The following is a 23,902-nucleotide window of genomic DNA, read 5'->3' as shown; positions in this document are numbered from 1 at the left end:
GACGATGGGGATCGGCGAGGGCGCCGTCCCGTACCCGGAGGCCTGGGAGGAACAGCAGCGGCTGCACGCGCTGCGCGTCGCGGACGAGATCCCGGACACCGTGCTGCTGCTGGAGCACCCGCCGGTGTTCACCGCGGGCAAGCGCACCAACCCGGAGGACTACCCGCTGGACGGCACCCCGGTGGTGCAGGTGAACCGGGGCGGCGAGATCACCTGGCACGGGCCGGGGCAGCTGGTGGGCTATCCGATCGTGAAGCTGCCGGACCCGGTCGACGTGGTGGCGTACGTGCGCCGGCTGGAGGAGGCGCTGATCCGCGCCTGCGCCGAGGTCGGGGTGGCGACCTCGCGGGTGGAGGGCCGCAGCGGGGTGTGGGTGCTCGGCGAGGACATCCCGGACGCGGTGGTGGATCCGTCGCAGGTGGTGGAGATCGGCAAGCTGACGCTGCGGATGGGGCTGCCGCTGGGGATCGACCCGCGGCTGGCCGGTCCGGAGTACGCGCCGTCGAACGCGGGGCAGCGGGGCGACGACCGGAAGCTGGCGGCGATCGGCGTCCGGGTGGCGCGCGGTGTGACGATGCACGGGTTCGCGCTGAACTGCGACCCGGACATGACCTGGTTCGACCGGATCGTGCCGTGCGGGATCCGGGACGCCGGGGTGGGGTCGCTCTCCGGTGAGCTGGCCCGGCCGTTCGGCGTGGCGGACGCGCTGCCGGTGGTGCGCAAGCACCTGGCGGAGGTCTTCGCGGAGCTGCCCGAGCCCGCGGTCGCCCGCTGAGGCGGGAATCTACCGATCAGTAGCCATGTTGCCCTGCGATTGAGGGGAAACATGCCCGGTACAGGCGATGAAAGCACAGGCGTACCCTGGGGGTACCCCGTCTAGTTCTAGGAGTTGCACGTGTCCGCTGTCGCGCCCGACGGCAGGAAGCTTCTCCGCCTGGAGGTCCGCAACAGCGAGACCCCCATCGAGCGGAAGCCCGAGTGGATCAAGACCCGGGCGAAGATGGGCCCGGAGTACAACGCCCTGCATTCGCTGGTGAAGAAGGAGGGGCTGCACACGGTCTGCCAGGAGGCCGGCTGCCCCAACATCTTCGAGTGCTGGGAGGACCGCGAGGCCACCTTCCTCATCGGCGGTGACCAGTGCACCCGCCGCTGCGACTTCTGCCAGATCGACACCGGCAAGCCCGCCGAGTTCGACCGGGACGAACCGCGCCGGGTCGCCGAGTCCATCGTCACCATGGACCTGAACTACGCCACCATCACCGGTGTCGCCCGTGACGACCTGGAGGACGGCGGCGCTTGGCTGTACGCCGAGACCGTCCGCCAGGTGCACGCGATGACCGCCGGCCGCGAGGCCGGCCGCACCGGTGTGGAGCTGCTGATCCCGGACTTCAACGCCGTCCCGGAGCAGCTCGCCGAGGTCTTCTCCTCCCGTCCCGAGGTGCTGGCGCACAACGTGGAGACGGTCCCGCGGATCTTCAAGCGGATCCGCCCGGCCTTCCGCTACGAGCGCTCGCTGGACGTCATCACGCAGGCCCGCGCGGCCGGCCTGGTCACCAAGTCCAACCTGATCCTCGGCATGGGCGAGACCCGCGAGGAGGTCAGCCAGGCGCTGGCCGACCTGGTCGGGGCGGGCTGCGAGCTGATCACCATCACCCAGTACCTGCGGCCCTCGCTGCGCCACCACCCGGTGGAGCGCTGGGTGAAGCCGCAGGAGTTCGTGGAGCTGCAGGAGGAGGCCGAGGAGCTCGGCTTCGCCGGTGTGATGTCGGGTCCGCTGGTGCGGTCCTCGTACCGCGCGGGCCGGCTGTACCGGCAGGCGCTGGAGCACCGCGAGCGCGCGGCGGTCTGACGCCGGCACCCGGGTCCGGCCCGGGGCGGCCCGCTCGGCCCGGAGGGGCCCGCGCGGGGGGGCCGTACGAGGGTCGTACCGGAAGCTTCGGGGGCGGCGGGCAGGAGCCTGCCGCCCTCCGGCGTAGCTGCGGCGCGGCCGTCTTGCGGTCGTGCGGCTTTCATGCGACTTTGACCGGCAGGTCACCGATCGGTAACACCTGCGGGCGACCCTGACGGTGTCAGTCGTCCGCCGGTCCTGAGGGGAGCTGTTGAGCATGGAGGCAGTGAGCGGAGTGCAGCGCGGCCTGCTGCCGGCGCGGATGCCGTCGGTGGGCGGAGCCCTGCGCTATGCCGAGAGCGTGCTGCTGGCCAGCGGCCAGCGGCAGGCCCGCCGCAACGCCTGGGCCGCGGTCTGCGAGAACCGCCGGCACGCCGCCGAACGGGAGCTGGACGCGGGCGCGGCACCGGGCCTGCGCCGCCGTTCCTGAGACGTCGCTCCCGGGACGCCGCTCGCGGAACCTCGTTCCCGAGACGTTACCGGGGCCCTCGCACCGGACCCTTCCCCGCTCCCCGCACGGGCTGTCCGCGGGTCCGTACGGGCGGGGCCGGCACCGGTCGGGGCACCGCCCTTGGATAACCCGCCCCCCCGGCACGTACCATGAGCCCTATGGCGAGGGAAACATCCGAGAACCCCGGGCGGCTGCAGCAGATCCGCACGGCGTACACCATGACCAAGAAGGTCGACACCAAGATCGGCCTGATCATCGCCGCAGTCGGCCTCATCACCTTCGGCGTGTTCCTCGCCATCGGCTTCGCGATCGGGCACCCCGTCTACCTGGGCATCCTCGGCTTCGTCGTGGGCTTCCTGGCGGTAGCGGTGGTCTTCGGACGCCGGGCCGAGCGAGCCGCCTTCGGGCAGATGGAGGGCCAGCCGGGCGCGGTCGCTGCGGTGCTGAACAACATCCGGCGCGGCTGGAACGCCAACCCGACCCCGGTGGCGGTGACCCGCAGCCAGGACGCGGTCTACCGCGCGGTCGGCCGCCCCGGCATCGCGCTGATCGGCGAGGGCAACCCGAACCGGGTCCGTCCGCTGCTGGCCGCCGAGAAGAAGAAGATGGCCAAGGTCGTCGGCGACGTCCCGGTGCACGACATCATGGTCGGCAACGGCGAGGGCGAGATCCCGCTGAAGAAGCTGCAGATCCACCTGATGCGGCTGCCGCGCGCGATCACCCCGGCCCAGGTCACCGAGACCAACGACCGACTGCGCGCGCTGGGCGACCTGCTCTCCCGCGCGCCGATCCCCAAGGGCCCGATGCCCAAGGGCGCCCGGATGCCCAAGGGCGGCCAGGTCCGCTGAGCCCCCACCCCCACCGACACCACGGCCCCGCCGCGAATCCTCGCGGCGGGGCCGTTCGACGCTCCGGGTCCGGCGGGCCGGGGACCGGCCCGTGCCGGGCACGGGGTGCCGGGTGTCAGATGCGGACCTCGACAGTGCCGACGGCCTTGTCGTGGAGGCCGCGGGTGTCGCGGTCCCAGATCGCGGCCGGGACGATCAGGCAGAGCAGCAGGGTGCGCAGCAGCACCTGCGGGATCGAGGCGCGGGCGCCGTCCAGCCGGACGACGCGCAGGCCGAAGAGCCGCTTGCCGATGGTGGTGCCGCTGGTGGCGAGCAGGACGACGGTGACCACGTAGAAGAGCGGGGTCGTCCACAGGTTGGCGCCGGCCTGGTCGCCGCGGGAGAGCAGGCCGTAGGCGACGAGGCTGCAGAGCCAGCCGTCGACGAACAGGGCGCCGAGGCGCCGGCCGGGGCCGGCGACGGAGCCGGGGCCGTCCTTCGGCAGACCGAGGCGCTCGCCGCGGTGGCCGAAGTCGGCGCCCATCTTCTCGGCGGCGGCCTTCGGCCCGTCCAGCCACGATCCCAACGCATCTCTGGTGTCCACGAAATCCACAGTATCCGGGCTTCACGTGCGATCTTCCGGGGCCTCCCCCGACACGCACGGTGCCTGCCGGGCGGCGCTGACCACGAATGACCGTTTTGGCGGTTTTGCACTGGCCCGTATGACTTTGCCCACAGTGAGGTCGGTGCTGGTTAACATGCAGAGGACGGGGAAATCACCATCCGGAAACGGCCGGCTCCTACGGTTGGCCGGACCGCAGCTGAGGAGGATCGATGTTCACCAACGCCGACGAGGTCAGGCAGTACATCACGGACAACGACATCAAGTTCGTCGATGTCCGGTTCTGCGACCTGCCGGGCGTCATGCAGCACTTCTCAGTGCCTGCCTCGACCTTCGACCCGTCCGAGATCCTGATGTTCGACGGTTCCTCGATCCGGGGCTTCCAGGCCATCCACGAGTCCGACATGGCACTCGTCCCCGACCTGGCGACGGCCCGGCTGGATCCGTTCCGCTCCGAGAAGCACCTCAACATCAACTTCTTCATCCAGGACCCGATCACGGGCGAGGCCTACAGCCGCGACCCGCGCAACGTCGCCAAGAAGGCGGAGGCCTACCTCGCCTCCTCCGGCATCGCCGACACCGCGTACTTCGGCCCGGAGGCCGAGTTCTACGTGTTCGACGAGGTCCGCTACGAGACCAGTGCGAACGCCTCGTACTACCACATCGACTCGATCGCCGGCGCCTGGAACACCGGCCGGATCGAGGAGGGCGGCAACCGCGGCTACAAGGTGAAGTACAAGGGCGGCTACTTCCCCGTGCCGCCGGTGGACCACTTCGCCGACCTGCGCGCCGAGATGTCGCTGGAGCTCGCCGCCGCCGGCCTGCAAGTCGAGCGGCAGCACCACGAGGTGGGCACCGCCGGCCAGGCGGAGATCAACTACAAGTTCAACACCCTGCTGCACGCCGCCGACGACCTGATGCTGTTCAAGTACATCATCAAGAACGTGGCGTGGCGGAACGGCAAGACCGCCACCTTCATGCCCAAGCCGATCTTCGGCGACAACGGCTCCGGCATGCACGTCCACCAGTCGCTGTGGACCGAGGGCTCGCCGCTCTTCTACGACGAGCAGGGCTACGCCGGCCTCTCCGACACCGCGCGCTACTACATCGGCGGCCTGCTGCGCCACGCGCCCTCGCTGCTGGCCTTCACCAACCCCTCGGTGAACTCCTACCACCGCCTGGTGCCGGGCTTCGAGGCGCCGGTCAACCTGGTGTACTCGCAGCGCAACCGCTCCGCGGCGATCCGCATCCCGATCACCGGGTCGAACGCCAAGGCCAAGCGCATCGAGTTCCGCGCGCCCGACCCGGCGTCCAACCCGTACCTGGCCTTCGCCGCCATGCTGATGGCCGGGCTGGACGGCATCAAGAACAAGATCGAGCCGCTGGAGCCGGTCGACAAGGACCTCTACGAGCTGGCCCCCGACGAGCACTCCGCGGTGCCGCAGGTGCCCGCCTCGCTCGGCGCCGTCCTCGACGCGCTGGAGGCCGACCACGAGTACCTGCTCGCGGGCGGGGTGTTCACCCCCGACCTGATCGAGACCTGGATCGACTTCAAGCGCACCAACGAGATCGCCCCGATCGCCCTGCGGCCGCACCCGCACGAGTTCGAGCTCTACTTCGACCTGTAGGCCCTACGGCGCGCCATCGGCCCCCGTCCCCGCCCGGCGAATTCCAGGGGTCGTTGCAACACAAGTTGATCAACTGGCTGTTGCCAGGAGCTTAGCGAGACGCTCGGCTGGGGTTTCCCAGCCGAGCGTTTTGCGTGGTCGGCTGTTCAGCTCGGCCGCGGCGGCGTCCAGCTCCTCCCGGGTGTAGCGGGCCAGGTCGGTGCCCTTGGGGAAGTACTGCCGCAGCAGGCCGTTGGTGTTCTCGTTCGAGCCGCGCTGCCAGGGGCTGCCGGGGTCGCAGAAGAAGACCGGCATGTCAGTGGCGGTGCTGAAGTCCTTGTGCAGGTGCATCTCGGAGCCCTGGTCCCAGGTGAGGGAGCGTCTGAGCTGGGCGGGCAGGGCCGAGACGGTTTGGATGAGTGCGTCCCGCATCTGTGAGGGGCGGCGCCCTTCGGGCAGGTGGACCAGGGTGACGAATCGGCTGGAGCGCTCGACGAGCGTGCCGATGGCGGACTTGTGGGCCCTGCCGATGATGAGGTCGCCTTCCCAGTGCCCGGGGACGGCCCGGTCGGCGGCCTCGGCGGGCCGGTCGCTGATCATCACCATGTCCTTGGCCATGCGGGGCTGGCGCCGGTTGGACTGGCGGTGTGACCTGCGCATCGTGCGGCCTGTCCGCAGGGCCTTGGCCAGCTCCCGGCGCAGTTCGCCGCGGCCCTGGACGTAGAGGGCCTGGTAGACGGTCTCGTGGGTCACGTGCATCTCTGGCCGGTCGGGGAAGCGTGTCCGCAGAGCCTGACAGATTTGTTCGGGGCTCCAACGCCGTTCGAGGTGGTGCTGGATGAAGTCCCGCAGTTCCGGGTTCTGGCCGATCTTTCCCGGCTTCGGCCGAGGCCGGCGGGCGTCGGCGCGGGACTGGGCGGCGTGCGGGCGGTAGGCCCAGCGGGAGGCGTCCCCGCGCACTGGGACGCCGTTGCGGCGTATCTCCCGGCTGATGGTGGAAGGGCTCCGGCCCAGCTCAGAGGCTATCTGCCGGACCGATGCCTTCTCCCGCAACCGGTCGGCGATGTGGATGCGGTCCGCCTCGCGCAGATATCGCGACTGGCCAGCAGAGGGGAGTGGCCGGCGGATCGGCGGCGCACCACGCGTGCTTCCCGTGGCCTGGCGTCCGTTGCGCCACCGCTTCCCCGTGCGCCGGTTGATGCCGACGATCCGGCAAGCTTCCATGCTGCTGAAGCCCTGGTCCATGAGCCGGAAGTATTCCTCCCGCTCACGGACCAGGGCCTTACGGCCTGGCGCCTGCCCCCGGTCCTCCCGGATCTTGAAGTCCATCGCATCCCCTGAGCTGGGGTGTTGCGAGGACCGCTAGAACTCAAGCCCGGGGGCGGGGGCCGCGGTGCGCCCGGCGGCGTCCAGGGCCTCGCGCAGGCGTCCGCCGTGGGCGGCCAGCAGGCAAGCGGCGTCGGCGGGGGCGAGACCGGTGAGCAGGGTGAGGACCGCGGGCTTCACCTCGCCGCCGGCGGCGTCCAGGGCGCGGTCGGCGGCCTCGGGGGCGGCCCCGGTGGCGAGGGCGACGATCCGGCGGCAGCGGGCCCTGAGCTTCTCGTTGGTGGCCCGCAGGTCGACCATCAGGTTCCCGTAGGTGCGGCCGAGCCGGACCATGGTGATCGTCGACACCATGTTGAGCACCAGCTTCTGCGCGGTGCCGGCCTTCAGCCGGGTCGAGCCGGTGAGCACCTCCGGGCCGACCACCACCTCGATCGGGTGCTCGGCCGCCGCGCCCAGCTCGGAACCGGCGGTGCAGGCCAGTCCGACCGTCAGGGCGCCGCGGGCCCGGGCGTGCGCGACGGCCGCCACCGCGTACGGCGTCCGCCCGGAGGCGGAGACCCCGATCACCGCGTCGTCCGCGGTCAGGCCGATCCCGTCCAGGTCCGCGACGGCCAGCCCGCGGTCGTCCTCGGCCCCCTCCACGGCGTTCAGCACCGCCTCCGGGCCACCCGCGATCAGGCCGACCACCAGCTCCGGGTCGGTGCCGAAGGTGGGCGGGCACTCGGCGGCGTCCAGCACCCCGATCCGCCCGGCGGTGCCCGCCCCCGCGTAGACCAGCCGCCCGCCCCTGGCGAGCCGCGCGGCGATCGCGTCCACCGCCGCGGCGATCTCCGGCAGCCGGCGGCCGACCGCCTCGGGCACCGTGCGGTCCTCGCCGTTCATCAGCGCGGCGATCTCCAGCGTGGGCAACCGGTCGAGGCCCGCCAGCTCGGGGCGGTGCGCCTCGGTCGCCAGGGTGTCCAGCCGGGCGCGGAGGTCCTCCGTCACGGCGCACCGCCTTCCGTGGTCATGGGGGTCGCGGTGGGCGCGGACGACGTCGGGGCGGGCGCGGCCAGGCCCGGAAGGGTCTCCTGCTCGCCCTCGACGACCCGCACCGGATCCTGCGGGCCGCGGCACTCGCGGCCGAGGCGCAGCATCCGGGAGAGCGGGTCGTGCAGCAGGCGGCCGCAGCGCCGGCACCGGACGCGCTCCGGCAGCAGTGGCGGGACGGGCGGGATCAGGGCGGGCTGGGACATGGGCCGATTCTCGCGGTAATCCGGTCGCGGCGGCACCGCCCGGCCCGGAAGAATCCCCGCATGTCCGCCGCGCGCCGCACCACCCCGACCGTGTACGTCTCCGTCGACGTCGAGGCCGACGGCCCGATCCCCGGCCCGTACTCGATGCTCTCCTTCGGCGCCGCCGTCGCCGGGCACCACGACGCGGACGGCTTCCGGCGGGCCGGCCGGCAGGCGGCCGGCTTCTACCGCGAACTGCGTCCGGTCTCCGAGCGCTTCGACCCGCAGGCACTGGCCGTCTCCGGGCTGGACCGGGCGGCGCTGCTGACCGGGGGCACCCCGCCGGAGGCGGCGATGGCGGCGTTCTGCTCCTGGGTGGAGCAGGTCTGCGCCGGGCCGGACGGGCGGCGGTACCGGCCGGTCATGGTGGGCTACCCGGCGCCGTACGACTGGCTGTTCCTGTACTGGTACCTGATGGAGTTCGCCGGGCGCAGCCCGTTCGGGCACTCGGGCTGCCTGGACGTGAAGACGCTGTACGCGGCCCGGGCCGGGGTGCCGTTCGCCGGGATCGGCAAGCGGTCGATGCCGGCCTCGCTGCTGCCGGACCTGCCGCACACCCACCACGCGCTGGACGACGCCCGCGAGCAGGCGGAGCTGTTCGCCAACCTGATGGAGTGGGACGGGCCGGAGCACTGAGTCAGGCCGCCCGGACGGGCAGGGTGCGGTACCCGCGCAGCACAAGGCGGTCGCGCCGCTCTGCGCGCCCGGCCGGGGCGAGAGCGGGGAACCGGGCGAACAGCGCGGGCAGCGCGATCCGGGCCTCCAGCCGGGCGAGTTGGGCGCCGAGGCAGTAGTGCGGGCCGCCGCCGAAGCTCAGCGGGTGGCTGTCTCGGCGGGTGGGGTCGAAGCGGGCCGGCTGCTCGTACCGGGCCGGATCCCGGTTGGCCGCGCCGAGCAGCACGAAGACGCCGGTGCCGAGCGGGGCGGGGACGCCGCCGACGTCCAGGCCCTCGGCGAGGGCGATCCGGGAGGTCAGCTGGACGGGCGAGTCGTGGCGCAGCACCTCCTCGGTGAGGCCGGCCGGGGTGACGGCGCCGGACCGCAGCCCGGCGGCGGCCTCCGGGTGGTCGAAGAGCAGGGCGACGGCGTTGCCGAGCAGGTTGGTCGTCGTCTCGAAGCCGGCGACCAGCAGCAGCACCAGGTTGGCGAGCAGCTCGTGGCCGGAGAGCAGCTCGGGCTGCGCCGCGCCGACCTGCACGAGGGCGCTGACCAGGTCGTCCTGCGGGTGGGCGCGGCGGGCGGCGGCCAGCCGGGTGAAGTAGTCGGACAGCTCCTCGGCGGCCGTGTCGGCGGTGGCGAGTTCGCCGTCGTCGGTCAGCAGCTCCAGCGCGGCGGTGAGGTCGGAGGCGAGGCCGCGGAAGCGGTGCCGGTCGGCCTCGGGCACGCCGAGCAGCTCGCAGACGACGCCGACCGGCAGCCGGAACGCGAAGGCGTCCATGAAGTCGACCGGACTGCCGTCGGCGCCCTGCGCGGCCATCGTGTCGAGCAGCCGGTGGACGGCGGCGGTGACGGCGGGCTCCAGTGCGGCGACCCGGCGGGCGGTGAAGACGGAGGAGATCAGCGAGCGCATCCGGCCGTGGTCCGGCGGGTTGCGCTCCAGGATCGAGCGGCTCAGCAGCACCTTCGCCGGGTGGTCGGCGAAGCCCGGCTCCCACGCCTCGCGCTGCACCGGGTCGGGGACCCCGAAGGCGGGGTTGCGCAGCACCTGGTCGCAGGCGTGGTGGCCGACGGCCATCAGCACCCCGGGGCCGCAGGGCGCGACCGGCCCGAGGCCGTGCGCCAGCTCGTACAGCGGGTACGGATCCGCCCGCCCGTCGGGGCCCACCAACTGCTCGATGATCGCTGCGCCGTCCATCCCGCGGCCTCCCTCTCGCGTCCTGCGGGTACAACCCTCCGGTACGGGGCGGGAGTTCCCGGACGGCCCCGGAACCACCCGCCGGCGTGAGGGGTGGCCCGCGCGGCGGCGGGAGTGCGGAGGCCGGCGCGGACGTCCGGCGCCGGAGGGGTCCGGGGCGCCCTCGCTAGGCTGGCGGCATGGAGATCTGGATCAACCCGCGGTGCAGCAAGTGCCGCAGTGCCGTCGCGGACCTGGACGCGGCTGGCGTCGAGTACACCGTGCGGCGCTACCTGGAGGAGCCGCCGACCCCGGCGGAGCTGGCGGACGTGCTGTCCCGGCTGAACCTGGAGCCGTGGGACATCACCCGGCTGGACGAGGCCGCGGCCGGGGAGCTGGGCATGCGGCAGTGGCCGCGCGAGGAGGCGGACCGGGGGCGCTGGATCGCGGCGCTGGCCGAGCAGCCGATCCTGATCCAGCGTCCGATCATCACGGCGGACGACGGGCACGCGGTGGTGGCCCGGACGCCCGAGGCCGTCCGCTCGGTGCTGCCCGAGTAGCGGTTCCCCGAGCAGCGGCGGCCGCCCGCGCGGTGGCTGCCGGACCGCCGTTCAGGTCCGCTCGAAGACCCGGACGCCCTCGCCCCGCCGCCAGGCGTGGATCACCAGCCGGTCGCCGGCGACGGTGGTGAGCACCACCTCCTCCGGTTCGAGCCGGAAGGCGTGGAAGGCGCCGGGCGGCGCCTCGGGGAGGTCGCCCTCGTAGGCGGCGAGCTCGGCCGGGTCGGTGATCTCGACGGCGGTGCCGGAGACCTTGGCGTCGCCGTCGGCCATCGACCCGTCGCCGGGGTTGCTGTGCAGCGCGAAGCGGCCGTCCCGGCGCAGGTCGAGGGCCTTCACCGCACCGTGCATGGAGCCGACGGTCAGGTCGGCGCCGATGAACCGGACCTCGGTGCCGCTGACCCGGGGCGCGCCGCCGCGCCGCAGGGTGGCCAGCACGTGGTGCTTGTTCGCCTCGAACCGGGCCCGCACCAGCGGGGCGAGATCCGGCGCTTCGTACTCGAAGTCCTGCCAGGTCGTCATGGTCCCCAGTCTGGCAGTGCCCGCTGCCAGACTGGGGACCATGACGCAGACGTACACCGCCTTCCTCCGTGCGATCAACGTGGGCGGGCGCACGGTGACCATGCAGCGCCTCCGCGAGCTCTTCGAGGAGCTGGGCCTGGCGCGGGTGCGGTCGTACATCCAGAGCGGGAACGTGTTCTTCGAGACGGAGGAGGCCGACCGGGCGGCGCTCACCGCGCGGATCGAGGAGCACCTGGAGCGGGCGCTGGGCTACCCGGTGCCGGCGGTGCTGTGCACGCTCGACGAGCTGGAGGCGATCGTCGCGGCCGACCCGTTCGCCGGGATCGAGGTGACGCCGGAGCTGCGGCTGTGCGTACTGTTCCTGTCCGAGCCGCTGCCGGCGGAGCTCGCCCCGCCCGCCTCCTCCCCCAAGGGCGACTGGGACCTGGTGGGCGCGACGGCGAACGCGGCCTTCGTGGTGCTGCACCTGCAAAACGGCCGGCTGGGCGGCAACCCGGCCACGCTGTTCGGCAGGGCCTACGCCGGGACGGCGACCTCGCGTTTCTTCCACACCACCGTCAAGATCCTGGCGGCGGCGAAGAAGTGAGCCGGGGCGCGGGGAACCTCGCGGTTCCCCGCGCCCGTCACGGGCACCGGCGGGCCGTCGGGGGCACGTCTCAGGGCAGGGCGGGGACGGCCGGGGCGGGCAGCCGGACGCCCGCGGTGCCGAGGCCGGTCGGGCCCGGCGGCACCTGGACCGGCGGGGCCTGGACCGGCGCCGTGGGCAGCGCCGGGCGGTGGTGCCGGGCGATGTCCTCCTCGGTGTAGCGGCGGCACTCCCGGTGCCAGGTGAGCACGGCGGCCATCCAGTCCTGCAGTTCGGCGACGTAGCCGTCGAGCACCGCGCGGGCGGCCGCGTCCAGCTCGAAGTCCTCGTGGAGCTGCGGCAGTTCGTGGTCGGCGACGTGCTGGAACTGGCTCAGCCGGGACTTCATCAGGTCGAACACGATGCCGAGCGCGGTCGGGTGGTCGCAGTCGAAGAAGTTCTCGGTGACCAGCACCAGGTTGTGCAGCTCGCCCTCGTGCTCGACCTCCTTCCGGTACGAGAAGACGTCGTTGACGAGCATCGCGTAGTCGGCCGCGGAGTTCTCCAGGGCCAGCATCGAGGCGTGCCGGTGGACCTCGTCGGGGACGCCGGGGCCGTGGCCGAGCCGGGCGAGGCTCATGGTGAGGTCGGAGCCGAAGGTGAGGCGGCGCATCTCCAGGTAGTCCACCGGGTCGGGGATGCGGTTCTGCGCCTGGTTGAGCATCTCCCAGAGCCAGGAGTCGAGCATCCGCTCGACCGCGGCGCGGAAGCGGCGGCGGGAGCCGTCGTCCATCGGCTCCGCGGTGCGGGTCCACAGGTCGGCGAGTCCGCGCTCCAGGCCGTCGAGCGGGTCGGCGGCGGGGCCGTCGTCCAGCGGCATGAGGGCGAGCAGCCGCTCGTTGCGCCGCCTGGCGCCGGCGAGGTCCCGGGCGGCGCCGTGCACGGCCGGGTAGAGGTCGTCCGCGTAGGTGCCCCAGGCGAGCCAGTCGGCGGCCAGGTCGAGCTGGTCGGGGGCGGCGTCCGGGGCGATGCCGGCGGCGCAGAGCGCGAAGTCGAAGTCGACCAGCTTCTCCTCCGTCCAGACGCCGGGGACGGGGTCGATCAGCCGCACCTGCCGGGCCCAGTCGACCAGCCGCTGCCGGGCTCCGTCCAGGTGCGGGTTGAGCCTGGTCGGGAAGGGCATCTCGAACTCGGGCAGCGGCGCGGGGGCGACCGGGCGGAACGGGGTGTGGCCGAAGCTGCGGGCGCGGGCCGGGTCGGTCAGGCCGCGCAGCGCCTTGAGCAGGTCGGCGGCCTCGGTGCCGACGCCGGTCGGGCCGGGCAGGTCGGGGACGCGCTCGGCCGCGGCGCCGCCGCCGTTCATGTAGCGGCTGGAGCGCAGGTGCCACTCGTGGCCGCCGGACTGCCAGTCCTGGAGGCCCTTGACGTACTTCATGACGTCGGCGGCCTCGCCCGCGTCGAGGCCGTGCTCGGCGAAGAGCAGCGGGAGTTCGGCGAAGACGGTGTTCTCGAACTGGTGCAGCCGGGAGGTGAGCAGGTCGTTGACCCGCTCGGCGGCCTCCTGGGTGGGGCAGCCGAGGAAGGTCTCCAGCACCAGGACGCCGTTGGAGAGTTCGCCCTCGTCCTCGACCTCGCGCTGGTAGGAGAAGAGGTCGTTGCGGAGGTGGACGCCGTCGGAGAAGGCGTCGCGCAGCACCCGCATCGGCCGGGAGGCGGCGATCGCGGCGGGGACCTCGGCGCCGACGGCGTGTTCGACCAGGCCGGCCGACCAGGGTGCGCCGCCGACCTTGCGGCGCATCTCGATGTACTCGACCGGGTTGGAGATCCGGCCGGCGTTGATGTTGGAGAGCTCCCACATGGACTCCTGGAGCAGGTGCTCGGTGGACTCCCGGAAGCGCTCGCGCCAGTCGGTGGACATGCCGGGCACGGTGCGCAGCCACAGGTCGGCAAGGCCGGCCTCGACGGGGTTGGTGGGCTCGGGCGTGCCTTCGGCGAGGTCCATCGGCATGAAGGCGGGCAGCCGGTCGAGGTAGGCCTTGCCGCCCCTGCGGTCCTGGGTGCGCTTGAACAGCTCCAGGAAGTGGTCGTCGAAGAAGAAGACCCAGACGTACCAGTCGGTGACGAGGGCGAGTTCCTCGGCCGAGCAGTCGGGGTGGGTGTAGGCGCACAGCAGTGCGTAGTCGTGCGCGTCGAGGTCGTGCTCCTCCCAGACGCCCGAGCCTTCCAGCATCCCCATGCCGCGGGCCCACTGCTTGGTGTGGGCGCGGGCGTGGTCGAGGTGGGGGTTGAGCGTCGCCGGGTGCGGGACGTAGAAGTCCGGGAGCTCGAAGGGTTGTGGCACTGCCGGGTCGCCTTTCCTGGGCCGTCCGGCGGTCCGGTCGGGTGCGTCCGGGCCGGCGGTCATGATCGCGGCGGAGTCTGCCCGAGCGGCGGCGGCGACACACCGTCGGCGGAGCGGGTGCGGAGGCACGGACGCCCGGTGCGCGCCGGGCGTGGACCACTGCCCGCCCGGCGCGTACCGGACCGTGCACGCCCCTACGGCGGCCGGCGGGCCGGGGCGGCACCGGTCAGTGCGGGAAAACCCGAGGTGGGCGCTGTGCGGGCAGCTCGTCGCGGAACTCCTCGACGACCGAACTGATCTGCCGCATCAGAACGGTCCGTTCGATCCGGTCGAGGTAGAGGTGCCGGGCGGCGAGCGCCTCCACCGTGACGCCGAACCAGAGCGTCATCAACGGGTTGACGAACAGTTCACCGCCCTTCGTCCGCTCGGTGAAGCGGACGTCGCCGAACTCGCCGCGCAGCGCGGCCGCGACCGAGCCGTGCACGATGCTGGGGTGCTCCGGGCAGGAGGCCCGGGCGTGCTCGACGGCGTCCAGGTAGAGCGCGCCCTCGCGGCTCTCCCGCGGCAGCGAGAACGCACCCAGGTAGCCGCCCGCGCGGTCGAGCGCGGCGAGGTTCTCCAGCACCAGCGCGTGGTTGACCCCGTGGTACGCGTCGACGCCGAAGCCGAAGCAGGCGACCAGCCGGGTCGGGAGGTGGGCGAGGCCGGCGACGGCGGCCAGGCTGGCCATGTCCTCCTCGGGCGTGCCGAGCCCGGCCTCGTCGCCGCGCATCAGGATGTCCGTCCCGCCGTCCACCAGCAGCACCGCGTCGACGCCGAGGTGGTCGGTCAGCGCCCGGTAGGCCGTGCGCAGCGGCCGGACGCCCACCGAGGCGAACGCCCAGACGGTGTCCGGCATGCCGTGCAGCCGCAGCCAGCGGGCCAGGGTGCGCTCGGGGAAGTACCGCTCGGCGCTGCGGGTGTCGGGGCGGATCGCGGCGACGTCCGGCGCGAGCCAGACGTCGGTGTCCAGGCCGTACAGGTGGCTGAAGGAGAGGTTGGCCAGGTGGACCTCCTTGCCGGCGGCGCGCAGGGCGAGGGCGATCGGGAGTCCGGCGTAGACGTCGAAGCCGCCGCCGGCCCCGGCGACCAGGATCCGGTCGGCGGCCCTGAGGCGGGTGAGCAGCGGCGGCTCGAAGAGTGCGGGAGCGGTCATCCGGCGGACCTTACCGGTGCGTTCCCGGCCGGGGGTGCGAGTTTTGCCCCGCCCCTCCCCGGACGCTCCCGGGGTGCTTTCGCGGAGTGGAGGAGAGATACCCCCAGGGGTACCCTGAAACGGGAAGGGGCAGCGATGTTCTTCATCGACACCGTGGAACTCACCGGCCTCGGCAACCGCAGCTACCTGGCGGGCGGCGCGAGGGCCGGCGTGGTCGTCGATCCGCCGCGCGACGTCGACCGGCTGATCGCCGCGGCCGCCCGGCACGGGGTGCGGATCGCGCTGGTGGTCGAGACGCACGTGCACAACGACTACGTCAGCGGCGGTCTGGAGCTCGCCCGGCTCACCGGCGCCCGCTACCTGGTGCCCGCCGGCGCCCGGGTCTCCTTCGACCGGGTGCCGGTCGTGGACGGCGACGTGCACCCGGTGGACGCCGGACTCGCCCTGCGGGCCGTCGCGACCCCGGGGCACACCCCGCACCACACCGCCTACGTACTGGAGGAGGACGGCCGCCCGGCCGCCGCCTTCACCGGCGGATCACTGCTGATCGGCACCGTCGGCCGCCCCGACCTGGTGGAGCCGCGGCTCACCGAGCAGCTGGCCCGCGCCCAGCACGCCTCCGCGCACCGGCTGGCCGACGCCCTCCCCGACACCACCGCGGTGCTGCCCACCCACGGCTTCGGCAGCTTCTGCGCCGCCGGGCACGCGGCCGGCGCCCCCGCCGGGACGACCGTCGGCGCCGAGCGCACCTCCAACGACGCCCTGGTCAAGGACGTCGACACCTTCGTCGCCGACCTGCTGGCCGGCCTGGACGACGTCCCCGCCTACTACGCCCACATGGGCCCGGCCAACGCCGCCGGCCCGACGCCGGTCGACCTCACCCCGCCCCGGCGGGCGGACGCCGCCGAGCTCGCCGCCCGGCTGGCCGCCGGCGAGTGGGTGGTCGACCTGCGCAGCCGGGTCGCCTTCGCCGAGGGCCACCTGGCCGGCTCGTTCAACATCGAGGGCACCGGCAGCCTCGCCACCTACCTGGCGTGGCTGATCCCCTGGGGCAGGCCGGTCACCCTGCTCGCCTCAACCGCCGAGGAGATCGCCGCCGCCCAGCGCGAGCTGGTCCGGGTCGGGATCGACCGGCCCGCCGCCGCGGCCACCGGCGGCCCCGCCGACTGGACGGCCGACGGCGAGCGGCCGCGCTCCTTCCGCCGGGCCGACTTCGCGGGCCTCGCGGCGGTCCTCGCCGCGCCGTCGGCGAACGGCGGCCGGCCCGTCGTGCTGGACGTCCGCCGGGCCTCCGAGCGGGCCGGCGGCGCGGTCGCCGGGTCGCTGCACATCCCCGTGCACCTGCTGCCCGGCCGGATCGGCGAGGTGCCGCCCGGGCCGGTCTGGGTGCACTGCGCCGGCGGCATGCGGGCGGCCATCGCGGCCTCGCTGCTGGACGCCGCCGGGCGCGAGGTGGTGGCCGTCGACGACTCCTTCGACCGTGCCGTCCGGGCCGGACTCACCGCCGCCCCACGGCGGAGCACCGGCGACGCGGAGGCCTGACGGGCGGCGTCAGGGCAGCAGCACGGCCTCGATCCCGGCGACGACCACGGCGAGCCCGCGCTCGAAGCGCCGCTCGAAGTCCTCGAACAGGCCGGTGCCGGAGGCGGCGGCGAGCGGGTGCTCGGCCCCCATGGCGCGGGCCCGCTCCTCGAGGTCGTAGCCGGGGGCGCGTTCGCCCGGCAGCGGATGGACGGCCTGCTCCTCGATGACGAAGCCCACGGTGAAGGAGTAGGCGGTGAAGTAGGCCTCCACCGCGTCGTCGACCGTGAAGCCGCCGCGGACGAAGGCGCGCAGCTGCTCCTCGAAGCGGCCGGCGTGGCCGGTGTCGGTGAGGCGGGTGCCGCTGAAGACCTTGGCGCCGTCGCGGTGGCCGAGCAGGGCGCGGCGCAGGGTGCGGCAGGTGAGCAGCAGCCAGTCGCGCCAGTCGGCGTCGGGGCCGGGCGGTTCGGCGGCGGCCATCCGGCGCAGCATCTCGGTGGCCATCTCGTCGAGCAGGGCCTGCTTGTTGGCGAAGTGCCAGTACAGGGCGGGTGCCTTGACGTCGAGTTCGGTGGCGATCCGGCGCAGGGTGAGGCCCTCCAGGCCGGTCTCGTCGAGCAGGCGCAGCGCGGTGTCGACCACGCGTGCGCGTTCCAGTTTGGCCGCCACGTCCTCCACCTCCGCCGCCGGGCCCGTCCGGCCCGCACTGTGCCGCATCCGCACCCCCTTGACAATTTAACAGCGTTAAGTGGATCCTCGGCGCATCGCCACTTAACAGCGTTAAGGAGACCGGCATGCACACCGAAGTCCTGATCGTCGGCGCCGGCCCGACCGGCCTCGTCCTCGCCTGCGACCTGGCCCGCCGGGGCGTCCGGTTCCGGCTGCTGGAGCAGGCCCCCGGCCTCTTCCCCGGCTCGCGCGGCAAGGGCCTGCAGCCCCGCACCCAGGAGGTCTTCGACGACCTCGGGGTGATCGGCGCCGTCCGCGCCTGCGGCTCGCCCTACCCGCCGATGCGGTCCTGGCAGGGCACCGAGCCCGGTCCCGAGTGGGACCTGATGGAGCGCCGGCCCGCCGAGGACGGCGTGCCCTACCCGGAGGCGTGGATGCTGCCCCAGTGGCGCACCCAGGAGATCCTCCACGCCCGGCTGCTGGAGCTCGGCGGCTCGGTCGAGTTCGGCACCGGCGTGCTCGCCGTGCGGCAGGACGCGGACGGCGTCGAGGTCGACACCACCGCCGGCACCGCCACCGCCGCCTACCTGGTGGCCGCGGACGGCGGCCGCAGCACGGTGCGCCGCGCCGTCGGCATCCCGATGGCCGGCGAGACGGTCGACCCCAAGGCGGCCCTGATCGCCGACGTCCGGATCGAGGGGCTGTCCCGCGACCACTGGCACGTCTGGCGGGACGCCCCCGGCGGGGCCGCGCTGCTCTGCCCGCTGCCGGGCGGCACCGCCCGGGACTTCCAGCTGTTCGCGCAGTACGAGGAGGGCGAGCCGGACACCTCCGCCGAGGGCGTGCGGCGGACGGTCGCCGAGCGCACCGCGCTGCCGGCCTCGGCGGTCCTGGAGGTGCGCTGGGCCTCCGGCTTCCGGCCGCGCGCGGCGCTCGCCGACCGCTTCCGCAGCGGCCGGGTGTTCCTGGCCGGGGACGCGGCGCACGTGCACTCCCCGGCCGGCGGCCAGGGGCTGAACACCAGCGTCCAGGACGCCTACAACCTGGGCTGGAAGCTCGGCCGGGTGCTGCGCGACGGCGCCCCCGCCGGGCTGCTGGACAGCTACGAGTCGGAGCGGCTGCCGGTGGCGGCCGACGTGCTGGAGATGAGCACCTCGCTGCACCGGGCCGGCGCGATCGGCCCCTCCGCCAAGCGCGGCCGGCACACCGAGCAGCTCGGCGTCGGCTACCGCGGCGGCCCGCTCAGCGAGGAGCGCCGCAGCGGTCTCGGCGAGGACGACCTGCAGGCCGGCGACCGGGCCCCGGACGCGGCGTGCACCGGCGCCGACGGCACCGGGCAGCGGCTGTTCGACGTGCTGCGCGGCCCGCACGCGACGCTGGTCGTCGCGGGTACGGCGCTGCCCGTCCCCGCCGGGCTGCCCGCGGACGTCCGCACGGCGCGGGTCGCCGAGGGCTGGGGCGAGGGCTACCTGCTCGTCCGGCCGGACGGCTACATCGGGCTCGCCACCGCGGACGAGGCCGACCTGGGCCCGTACCTGGCGGCGCTGGGCGCCGCCTGACCGGACGTCAGCAGCCCCGGCCCCAGAGCTGCTCGGAGCAGCGGGCGTAGGTGGCCCGCCAGTGCGGCCAGTGCCGGGCGGTGGCGTCGTCGCAGTCGGCGAGCAGCCGGTCGATCTGGCCCTCGTCGACACCGTCCAGCAGCCAGACCAGGGCGTCCGAGGAGGCCGGGCCGTCGGCGGCGCGCAGCAGGTCGAGGAGCTCGGGCAGGGTGCCGATCCGCGAGCCGGCGGGGAAGATCCCGGCCATCCGCGGCAGCAGCTGGCGCTCCTCGATCCGCAGGTGGGTCTCCAGCCGGGCGGCGAGCTCCTCGACCGCGTAGGCGACCGGCCAGGCGCTGGCCGGGTCCCGGGTGGCGATCCGGACCAGGGTGGTGACCCGGGTGAAGGAGTGGTCGAGGTTGTGGTGGTCGGCCTCCAGCCAGTTGAGCAGCAGGCGCAGCTCCGGCGCGAAGCGGCGCAGCAGCGGCCAGAGCCGGGTGTCCTGCTGCTCGTGGTGGCAGGTGAGCATGGCGGTCATGAAGTCCCAGTGCCGCTGCAGGGCCTGGGCGGCGGCCTCGTCACCGGGCTGCAGCAGGCGCAGGGCGTTGGGCAGCCGGGTGAGGTCGCGGCGCAGCGCCGCGTGCACCAGGCGCAGGCCGGCGAACGGGATGGGCTCGACGTCCGGCATCCGACGCTCCGCGTGCGGCTGGGCGGGGACCTGTGGCGAGTCGACGGGGAGCAGGTGACAGGACATGGCGCTCTCTTCGCGGCTGACTGGGGCTGGAACGGCTCCGGCACCGCGAGTGGTGCTCGGCCTGGGGCTCCAGCGTGCGGAAAGCCCATCAGAGTCGAATCAATGACCGATTGACGCGCAGGTCAGCGGGGTGATCGGGACGTTCGAACGATCCGGTCGATCGCCGCGGGCCCGGGCGCCGGGGTGCCCCGGCGCCCGGGCGGGCGCACTGCGGCTGGAACGGCGCGGGCCGGCGGGCTGCACCCGCCGCCGGAATGGAGTATCCCGCTCCGCGACGGCCGGCGGGGGCGGACTCGCCGAATTCGTCTACCCCGCCGTCGCGCCCGCCGGCCCCCGACGGTGCGTCAGTCCGCCTCCGGTCCGGCCAGGTTCTTGCTCAGCCACTGCAGGGTGTCGGGGATCATCTTCTTGAAGTCGGAGGTGAGGTGCTTGCCGCCGGGCTGCTCGTAGTACTCGACGGTCAGCGGCGGTGCCGCCTTCTTGACCCAGGCCTTGACCAGCCCGGTCTCGTACGCGTTGGAGCCGCCGGCGGTGGCGAGCATCCGCACGTCCGCCTTGCCCAGGGCGACCAGCTGGCCGGGGCTGTTGGCCAGGCGCTCCTGCTCGTGGCCGTGCCAGAGCGGCGAGTCGGGGTTGAAGTAGCCGTCGATCGGGACGGCCGCCTTGAACGTCTCCGGGTGCTGCAGGGCGAGCTTGGCACTGCAGAACGCGCCGGTGGAGGCACCCATCAGGCCCCAGCCGTCGCGGCCCTTCACGGTGCGGAAGTTCGCGCGGACGAAGTCCGGGATGTCCTCGGCCATCCAGGTGCCGATCTTCGGCTGGCCCGGGATGTCGGAGCACTCCAGCGCCTTGGACTCGCTGGAGTTCAGGTTCTGCACCGGCATGATCAGGATGAACGGGTGGGCCTTGCCCGCCTTGGAGAGCTCGGCGTCGATCTTCTGGATCGGCAGCTGGTTGTCCGTCCAGGTGTTGTAGCCGGCGCTCTGCCCGCCCGCGTACAGGGTGAGCACCGGGAACCCGTGCTTGGCGTACGCGGGGTCGTTGTACTGCGGCGGCAGCCAGACCCAGACCTTGCCGCTGACCCCGGACTTCGGGCCGTTCAGCGTGGTCATCATGATCGGCCCGGCCTCGGTGTCGCGGACCTTCTTCAGGTCGGCGGCCGGCCCGGTCGGCATCAGCACCTTCGAGGGCTTCGGCGGCGGCGTGGGGCTCGCGGACGCACTGGACGCGGCCGGCTTCGCCCCGTCCTGCGAGTTCGACGGCCCGCCGGAGCTCCCGCAGCCGGTCAGCGCGGCGGCCAGGGCGGCCGCGGCGGTGCCCGCGAGGAGGGTACGGGTACGGACGGCCCGGCGGCGGGCACGGGAGGGCTGCGGCTGCACGTTCGATCTCTCCGACGGTGGGACGCCCCGGGACGGCCGGACGGCCGCTGCCCCGGGCGGGGCCTGTCCGGGGCGCGGCGCAGCGGCCCCGAACACCCCGGAACGGCACGGTTGCCCGAAGGGCGAACGTCCGTGCCGTTCGTGATCCTATGACGCCGGCCCGCGCGGACCCGGTTGCGACAGGGCGGGCAACCGGCCGACCGGCGGGGATCCGCCCCCGCCGGTCGGCGGGGTACGGGAGGTTGCACCAGCCGCGCACCGCCCGGACGGCCGGCGTGTTGGCGGCTCCGACGAGTGACACCGGGCGGCTCTCGGCGCGATCATCGACGGACGCCGGGAGTGCCGCGCGGCCCGGCCCGCCGGACGCCCTGGGCCACCGCCGGACCGCCGCCGGACTTCCGCCGAAACCGCCGCCGAACCGAGGGAGCACCCGCCGTGCCGCAGCAGATCGCCGTCGTGACCGGGGCGGGCAGCGGGATCGGCCGGGCGGTGGCCCTCGAACTGGCCGCCGCCGGCTGGGTGCCGGTGCTCGCCGGCCGCCGGGCCGGGCCTCTGCACGAGACGGCCGCACTGGCCGGCGGCGGCGCGGTCGCCGTGCCCGCCGACGTCACCGACCCCGCCTCGGTGGACGCACTGTTCGCCGAGGCCGCCGAGCGCTTCGGCCGGATCGACCTGCTGTTCAACAACGCCGGCGCCTTCGGCGCACCCACCCCGGTCGAGGACCTCGCGGTGGCGGACTGGCGGGCAGTGGTGGACCTCAACCTGACCGGCGCCTTCCTCTGCGCGCAGGCCGCCTTCCGGCAGATGAAGGCGCAGCACCCGCAGGGCGGCCGGATCATCAACAACGGCTCGATCTCCGCCCACGTGCCGCGGCCGCACTCGATCGCCTACACCGCGACCAAGCACGCCGTCACCGGCCTCACCAAGTCGCTGTCGCTGGACGGCCGGCCGTACCGGATCGCCTGCGGCCAGATCGACATCGGCAACGCCGCCACCGACATGACCGCGGCGATGGCCGCCGGGGTGCGGCAGGCGGACGGGCGGATCGCCCCCGAGCCGGTCATGGACGCGGCCGACGTCGCCCGCACCGTCCGGCACATGGCGGAGCTGCCGCTGGAGGCGAACGTGCAGTTCGCCACCGTGATGGCCACCGCGATGCCGTACATCGGGCGCGGCTAGAGGCCCGGCCTTTCGGGGCTTCCGGGGGACTTCCGGGTGCGGCAGGGATCATGCCGACAGAGACATGACATGAGAGCGCTCTCGACCAGAGAGTGGCGCCCGGCGGGGAAACTGTCAACCCGTCACGTCGATCCACGAAGGAAGAATCCGACTTCTCGGCTGATACTTCTTCAGTTATTGACACCAATCCCGGGGCGCCGGTACCACTTTCGAGAGCGCTCTCATCCAGTCATGGCAAGGCATCGCAAGGTCCCCTCCGTCCCCACCCCACGAGAGGCACCCCCATGCGGCTCAGACCACGCGTTCGGCACCTGTTCACCGCGGCCGGACTCCTCGGCCTGCTGGCCACCGGCCTGGCGGGCACGATGAATGCCGAGGCGAGCGTGCCCCCGGCCCCCTCCGGCTGGACCCAGGTGTTCGCCGACGACTTCAACGGGCCGGCCGGCTCCGGCGTCAACACCGCCGACTGGCGCTACACCACCGGCACGTCCTACCCCGGCGGCCCGGCCGGCTTCGGCACCGGCGAGATCGAGACGATGACCTCCAGCACCGCCAACGTCGCCCTCGACGGCAGCGGCAACCTGAAGATCACCCCGGTCCGGGACGGCGCGGGCAACTGGACCTCCGGCCGGATCGAGACCAACCGGTCCGACTTCCAGCCGCCGGCCGGCGGCAAGCTGCGGATCGAGTCCCGGCTGCAGATGCCGAACGTCACCGGCGCCGCGGCCAAGGGCTACTGGCCGGCCTTCTGGGCGCTCGGCGAGCCGTTCCGCGGCAACTGGTGGAACTGGCCGGGCATCGGCGAGATCGACATCATGGAGAACGTCCAGGGCCTCAACAACGTGTGGGCCACCCTGCACTGCGGCACCAGCCCGGGCGGCCCGTGCAACGAGACCACCGGCATCGGCGGCCAGCGCGCCTGCACGCCCGCCTGCCAGAGCGGCTTCCACACCTACGCGGTGGAGTGGGACCGCTCCACCAGCCCGCAGCAACTGCGCTGGTACCTGGACGGCGTGCAGTTCCACACCGTCAACTCCGACCAGGTGGACGCGACGACCTGGAACAACGCCACCGACCACGGCTTCTTCGTCATCCTCAACGTGGCCATGGGCGGTGGGTTCCCCGGCGCCTTCGGCGGCGGACCGGACGGCGGCACCGTCTCCGGCGTGCCGATGGTGGTCGACTACGTGAGCGTCTGGCAGTCCGGCGGCGGCAGCACGCCCACCCCGACCCCGACGCCCACCCCCACCACGCCGCCCGGCAACCGGGACGCCTACGGCCCGATCCAGGCCGAGTCCTTCAACGCCCAGTCCGGCACCGCCACCGAGACCTGCAGCGAGGGCGGTCAGGACATCGGCTGGCTGGCCAACGGCGACTGGGCCCAGTACAAGGGCGTCAACTTCGGCTCCACCCCGGCCCGCCAGTTCCTCGCCCGGGTCGCCTCCGGCGCCGGCGGCGGGGTCAGCGGCCTGGTGGAGGTCCGCCTCGACAGCCGCAGCAACGCACCGATCGGCTCCTTCGCGGTCGGCGACACCGGCGGCTGGCAGAACTGGCGCACCGTCCCCGCCAACATCTCCGCGGTGACGGGCACCCACGACGTCTACCTCACGTTCACCAGCGGCCAACCGGCCGACTTCGTCAACGTGAACTGGTTCGACTTCGGCCACTGACCCCGCAGCCCCACGGCCGCGCTCCGGCCCGCCGGGGCCCGCCCCCCCGCCGACAGCCGCAACGACGTCGACGCCGCCCGCGCCGCCGTCCCACTGCCCGCACCCGCCGTCCCCGCCCGGCCCCTGCCGGCCGGCGTCCACCCCGCCGTGCCCGGCCTCACCCCCTTTCTCACGCCCGCC

General features: G+C 73.6%; 23 protein-coding genes. 12 read left to right on the top strand and 11 right to left on the bottom strand.

What is annotated here, in order from left to right; all coding sequences use genetic code 11:
• Positions 1 to 4 precede the first annotated feature (4 nt).
• From lipB to ABD353_RS28980, 4 genes are all read left to right on the top strand, one after another.
• Positions 5 to 775, top strand: coding sequence for a lipoyl(octanoyl) transferase LipB (gene lipB, locus ABD353_RS28995; protein WP_344626659.1), 771 nt, complete (start codon positions 5 to 7; stop codon positions 773 to 775).
• A 120-nt stretch (positions 776 to 895) separates the two neighbouring features.
• A complete protein-coding gene (gene lipA / locus ABD353_RS28990; protein WP_344626648.1) occupies positions 896 to 1,849 on the top strand; it encodes a lipoyl synthase in 954 nt (317 codons plus the stop codon).
• A 256-nt stretch (positions 1,850 to 2,105) separates the two neighbouring features.
• Positions 2,106 to 2,318: a hypothetical protein gene (locus tag ABD353_RS28985; RefSeq protein ID WP_344626647.1), complete on the top strand. Its 213-nt coding sequence runs from the start codon at positions 2,106 to 2,108 to the stop codon at positions 2,316 to 2,318.
• A 179-nt stretch (positions 2,319 to 2,497) separates the two neighbouring features.
• Entirely contained in the window at positions 2,498 to 3,187 is a 690-nt protein-coding gene (locus tag ABD353_RS28980) for a DUF4191 domain-containing protein (RefSeq protein ID WP_344626646.1), read from the top strand.
• 115 nt (positions 3,188 to 3,302) lie between these two features.
• Here the strand turns inward: ABD353_RS28980 and ABD353_RS28975 are convergent, their stop codons facing one another.
• Entirely contained in the window at positions 3,303 to 3,770 is a 468-nt protein-coding gene (locus tag ABD353_RS28975; protein WP_344626645.1) for an RDD family protein, read from the bottom strand.
• A gap of 230 nt (positions 3,771 to 4,000) precedes the next feature.
• On the opposite strand from ABD353_RS28975, the gene glnA reads away from it, so the two are divergent.
• On the top strand, positions 4,001 to 5,416 hold the full coding sequence (gene glnA, locus ABD353_RS28970) for a type I glutamate--ammonia ligase (protein ID WP_263105714.1): 1,416 nt from the start codon (positions 4,001 to 4,003) through the stop codon (positions 5,414 to 5,416).
• 69 nt (positions 5,417 to 5,485) lie between these two features.
• Here the strand turns inward: glnA and ABD353_RS28965 are convergent, their stop codons facing one another.
• From ABD353_RS28965 to ABD353_RS28955, 3 genes are read right to left on the bottom strand one after another with little or no spacing between them, the layout of a single operon-like run.
• Complete coding sequence (locus tag ABD353_RS28965) at positions 5,486 to 6,724, bottom strand: IS30 family transposase (protein ID WP_344626644.1); 1,239 nt, start codon at positions 6,722 to 6,724, stop codon at positions 5,486 to 5,488.
• Between the two features lie 33 nt (positions 6,725 to 6,757).
• Positions 6,758 to 7,708: an N-acetylmuramic acid 6-phosphate etherase gene (murQ, locus tag ABD353_RS28960; RefSeq protein ID WP_344626643.1), complete on the bottom strand. Its 951-nt coding sequence runs from the start codon at positions 7,706 to 7,708 to the stop codon at positions 6,758 to 6,760.
• Positions 7,705 to 7,956, bottom strand: coding sequence for a DUF6011 domain-containing protein (locus tag ABD353_RS28955; protein ID WP_344626642.1), 252 nt, complete (start codon positions 7,954 to 7,956; stop codon positions 7,705 to 7,707). The genes murQ and ABD353_RS28955 overlap by 4 nt, the downstream gene beginning before the upstream one ends.
• Before the next feature lie 60 nt (positions 7,957 to 8,016).
• On the opposite strand from ABD353_RS28955, the gene ABD353_RS28950 reads away from it, so the two are divergent.
• Entirely contained in the window at positions 8,017 to 8,631 is a 615-nt protein-coding gene (locus tag ABD353_RS28950; RefSeq protein ID WP_344626641.1) for a 3'-5' exonuclease, read from the top strand.
• Position 8,632: 1 nt separating this feature from the next.
• Here ABD353_RS28950 and ABD353_RS28945 read toward each other — a convergent pair whose 3' ends face one another.
• Entirely contained in the window at positions 8,633 to 9,850 is a 1,218-nt protein-coding gene (locus ABD353_RS28945; RefSeq protein WP_344626640.1) for a cytochrome P450, read from the bottom strand.
• A 179-nt stretch (positions 9,851 to 10,029) separates the two neighbouring features.
• On the opposite strand from ABD353_RS28945, the gene ABD353_RS28940 reads away from it, so the two are divergent.
• The gene (locus ABD353_RS28940; RefSeq protein WP_344626639.1) at positions 10,030 to 10,389 is read left to right on the top strand and encodes an ArsC/Spx/MgsR family protein; all 360 of its coding nucleotides are present in this window, start codon (positions 10,030 to 10,032) and stop codon (positions 10,387 to 10,389) included.
• A gap of 51 nt (positions 10,390 to 10,440) precedes the next feature.
• Here the strand turns inward: ABD353_RS28940 and ABD353_RS28935 are convergent, their stop codons facing one another.
• On the bottom strand, positions 10,441 to 10,911 hold the full coding sequence (locus tag ABD353_RS28935; RefSeq protein WP_344626638.1) for a pyridoxamine 5'-phosphate oxidase family protein: 471 nt from the start codon (positions 10,909 to 10,911) through the stop codon (positions 10,441 to 10,443).
• 40 nt (positions 10,912 to 10,951) lie between these two features.
• Here ABD353_RS28935 and ABD353_RS28930 point away from each other — a divergent pair, with 40 nt between their 5' ends.
• On the top strand, positions 10,952 to 11,497 hold the full coding sequence (locus ABD353_RS28930; protein WP_344626637.1) for a DUF1697 domain-containing protein: 546 nt from the start codon (positions 10,952 to 10,954) through the stop codon (positions 11,495 to 11,497).
• A 70-nt stretch (positions 11,498 to 11,567) separates the two neighbouring features.
• On the opposite strand, the gene ABD353_RS28925 is transcribed toward ABD353_RS28930, so the two are convergent.
• Complete coding sequence (locus ABD353_RS28925; protein WP_344626636.1) at positions 11,568 to 13,817, bottom strand: terpene synthase family protein; 2,250 nt, start codon at positions 13,815 to 13,817, stop codon at positions 11,568 to 11,570.
• 226 nt (positions 13,818 to 14,043) lie between these two features.
• Complete coding sequence (locus ABD353_RS28920) at positions 14,044 to 15,012, bottom strand: DUF1152 domain-containing protein (RefSeq protein ID WP_344626635.1); 969 nt, start codon at positions 15,010 to 15,012, stop codon at positions 14,044 to 14,046.
• Positions 15,013 to 15,147: 135 nt separating this feature from the next.
• Between ABD353_RS28920 and ABD353_RS28915 the strand changes: the two genes are divergently transcribed.
• Positions 15,148 to 16,554, top strand: coding sequence for an MBL fold metallo-hydrolase (locus tag ABD353_RS28915; RefSeq protein WP_344626634.1), 1,407 nt, complete (start codon positions 15,148 to 15,150; stop codon positions 16,552 to 16,554).
• A 9-nt stretch (positions 16,555 to 16,563) separates the two neighbouring features.
• Here ABD353_RS28915 and ABD353_RS28910 read toward each other — a convergent pair whose 3' ends face one another.
• Complete coding sequence (locus ABD353_RS28910; RefSeq protein WP_344626633.1) at positions 16,564 to 17,250, bottom strand: TetR/AcrR family transcriptional regulator C-terminal domain-containing protein; 687 nt, start codon at positions 17,248 to 17,250, stop codon at positions 16,564 to 16,566.
• Between the two features lie 77 nt (positions 17,251 to 17,327).
• Here ABD353_RS28910 and ABD353_RS28905 point away from each other — a divergent pair, with 77 nt between their 5' ends.
• Positions 17,328 to 18,761 carry an FAD-dependent monooxygenase gene (locus ABD353_RS28905; RefSeq protein WP_344626632.1) on the top strand — a complete coding sequence of 478 codons (1,434 nt, stop codon included), beginning with the start codon at positions 17,328 to 17,330 and terminating at the stop codon, positions 18,759 to 18,761.
• Between the two features lie 7 nt (positions 18,762 to 18,768).
• Here ABD353_RS28905 and ABD353_RS28900 read toward each other — a convergent pair whose 3' ends face one another.
• Positions 18,769 to 19,494: a hemerythrin domain-containing protein gene (locus ABD353_RS28900; RefSeq protein ID WP_344626631.1), complete on the bottom strand. Its 726-nt coding sequence runs from the start codon at positions 19,492 to 19,494 to the stop codon at positions 18,769 to 18,771.
• A 344-nt stretch (positions 19,495 to 19,838) separates the two neighbouring features.
• On the bottom strand, positions 19,839 to 20,873 hold the full coding sequence (locus ABD353_RS28895) for an alpha/beta hydrolase (protein ID WP_344626630.1): 1,035 nt from the start codon (positions 20,871 to 20,873) through the stop codon (positions 19,839 to 19,841).
• A gap of 435 nt (positions 20,874 to 21,308) precedes the next feature.
• Here ABD353_RS28895 and ABD353_RS28890 point away from each other — a divergent pair, with 435 nt between their 5' ends.
• The gene (locus ABD353_RS28890; RefSeq protein ID WP_344626629.1) at positions 21,309 to 22,052 is read left to right on the top strand and encodes an SDR family oxidoreductase; all 744 of its coding nucleotides are present in this window, start codon (positions 21,309 to 21,311) and stop codon (positions 22,050 to 22,052) included.
• Between the two features lie 284 nt (positions 22,053 to 22,336).
• Positions 22,337 to 23,722, top strand: a complete 1,386-nt coding sequence (locus tag ABD353_RS28885) for a glycoside hydrolase family 16 protein (RefSeq protein WP_344626628.1) — start codon at positions 22,337 to 22,339, stop codon at positions 23,720 to 23,722.
• The last annotated feature ends 180 nt before the right edge of the window (positions 23,723 to 23,902 follow it).

This window comes from Kitasatospora arboriphila, from assembly GCF_039528095.1.
Taxonomy (GTDB): Bacteria; Actinomycetota; Actinomycetes; order Streptomycetales; family Streptomycetaceae; genus Kitasatospora; species Kitasatospora arboriphila.
This window is presented reverse-complemented; position numbering and strand designations above follow the sequence as displayed.

What these genes read in the sequence shown, in the direction of transcription:
- lipB (WP_344626659.1), top strand. Translation starts at nt 5, where the DNA reads ATGGGGATCGGCGAGGGCGCCGTCCCGTACCCGGAGGCCTGGGAGGAA.
- ABD353_RS28985 (WP_344626647.1), top strand. Translation starts at nt 2,106, where the DNA reads ATGGAGGCAGTGAGCGGAGTGCAGCGCGGCCTGCTGCCGGCGCGGATG.
- ABD353_RS28980 (WP_344626646.1), top strand. Translation starts at nt 2,498, where the DNA reads ATGGCGAGGGAAACATCCGAGAACCCCGGGCGGCTGCAGCAGATCCGC.
- glnA (WP_263105714.1), top strand. Translation starts at nt 4,001, where the DNA reads ATGTTCACCAACGCCGACGAGGTCAGGCAGTACATCACGGACAACGAC.
- ABD353_RS28965 (WP_344626644.1), bottom strand. Translation starts at nt 6,724, where the DNA reads ATGGACTTCAAGATCCGGGAGGACCGGGGGCAGGCGCCAGGCCGTAAG.
- ABD353_RS28955 (WP_344626642.1), bottom strand. Translation starts at nt 7,956, where the DNA reads ATGTCCCAGCCCGCCCTGATCCCGCCCGTCCCGCCACTGCTGCCGGAG.
- ABD353_RS28950 (WP_344626641.1), top strand. Translation starts at nt 8,017, where the DNA reads ATGTCCGCCGCGCGCCGCACCACCCCGACCGTGTACGTCTCCGTCGAC.
- ABD353_RS28945 (WP_344626640.1), bottom strand. Translation starts at nt 9,850, where the DNA reads ATGGACGGCGCAGCGATCATCGAGCAGTTGGTGGGCCCCGACGGGCGG.
- ABD353_RS28940 (WP_344626639.1), top strand. Translation starts at nt 10,030, where the DNA reads ATGGAGATCTGGATCAACCCGCGGTGCAGCAAGTGCCGCAGTGCCGTC.
- ABD353_RS28935 (WP_344626638.1), bottom strand. Translation starts at nt 10,911, where the DNA reads ATGACGACCTGGCAGGACTTCGAGTACGAAGCGCCGGATCTCGCCCCG.
- ABD353_RS28930 (WP_344626637.1), top strand. Translation starts at nt 10,952, where the DNA reads ATGACGCAGACGTACACCGCCTTCCTCCGTGCGATCAACGTGGGCGGG.
- ABD353_RS28920 (WP_344626635.1), bottom strand. Translation starts at nt 15,012, where the DNA reads ATGACCGCTCCCGCACTCTTCGAGCCGCCGCTGCTCACCCGCCTCAGG.
- ABD353_RS28915 (WP_344626634.1), top strand. Translation starts at nt 15,148, where the DNA reads ATGTTCTTCATCGACACCGTGGAACTCACCGGCCTCGGCAACCGCAGC.
- ABD353_RS28910 (WP_344626633.1), bottom strand. Translation starts at nt 17,250, where the DNA reads ATGCGGCACAGTGCGGGCCGGACGGGCCCGGCGGCGGAGGTGGAGGAC.
- ABD353_RS28905 (WP_344626632.1), top strand. Translation starts at nt 17,328, where the DNA reads ATGCACACCGAAGTCCTGATCGTCGGCGCCGGCCCGACCGGCCTCGTC.
- ABD353_RS28900 (WP_344626631.1), bottom strand. Translation starts at nt 19,494, where the DNA reads ATGTCCTGTCACCTGCTCCCCGTCGACTCGCCACAGGTCCCCGCCCAG.
- ABD353_RS28885 (WP_344626628.1), top strand. Translation starts at nt 22,337, where the DNA reads ATGCGGCTCAGACCACGCGTTCGGCACCTGTTCACCGCGGCCGGACTC.